A 398-nucleotide genomic window follows, 5' to 3' on the forward strand; every position below is an offset into this window, starting at 1 on the left:
TGTCGATCACCCCGGTCTCGACCAGGCCACCGACCATGACGAACAGCCCGGCGAAGAACACCAGCGTCGGCCACTCCACGTCCTTGGCGACCTCGGTGGCGTCCAGCCGCGACAGCGCCAGCAGCAGCAGGCCGCCGAGCAGTGCCACCACCGACGGTTCCAGGTGCAGCACGGTGTGCAGGCCGAACGCGACAAGTACCGCGCCCAGCACGGCCAGGCTGAGCACCACCAGGCGCCGGTCGCGGATCGCGTCGGCCTCCCGCAACGCCATCACCTGTGTGACCCGTTCGGCGTCGTACCGGAAAGCCTTACGGAACATGATCCGGCACAACACCACCAGCACGATCAACACGACCAGCACGAACGGCGCCATCACGCTGAGGAAGTCGTTGAAGGTG

The 398-nt window shown here is 66.8% G+C and carries 1 protein-coding gene; it reads right to left on the reverse strand.

All coding sequences use genetic code 11. The features are described from left to right. Positions 1–398 (reverse strand): SLC13 family permease (locus ADL15_RS18815; RefSeq protein ID WP_198170882.1); only part of this gene is annotated, 398 nt, incomplete at both ends.

It is taken from the genome of Actinoplanes awajinensis subsp. mycoplanecinus, assembly GCF_001509495.1.
In the GTDB taxonomy this organism is placed as follows: domain Bacteria; phylum Actinomycetota; class Actinomycetes; order Mycobacteriales; family Micromonosporaceae; genus Actinoplanes; species Actinoplanes palleronii.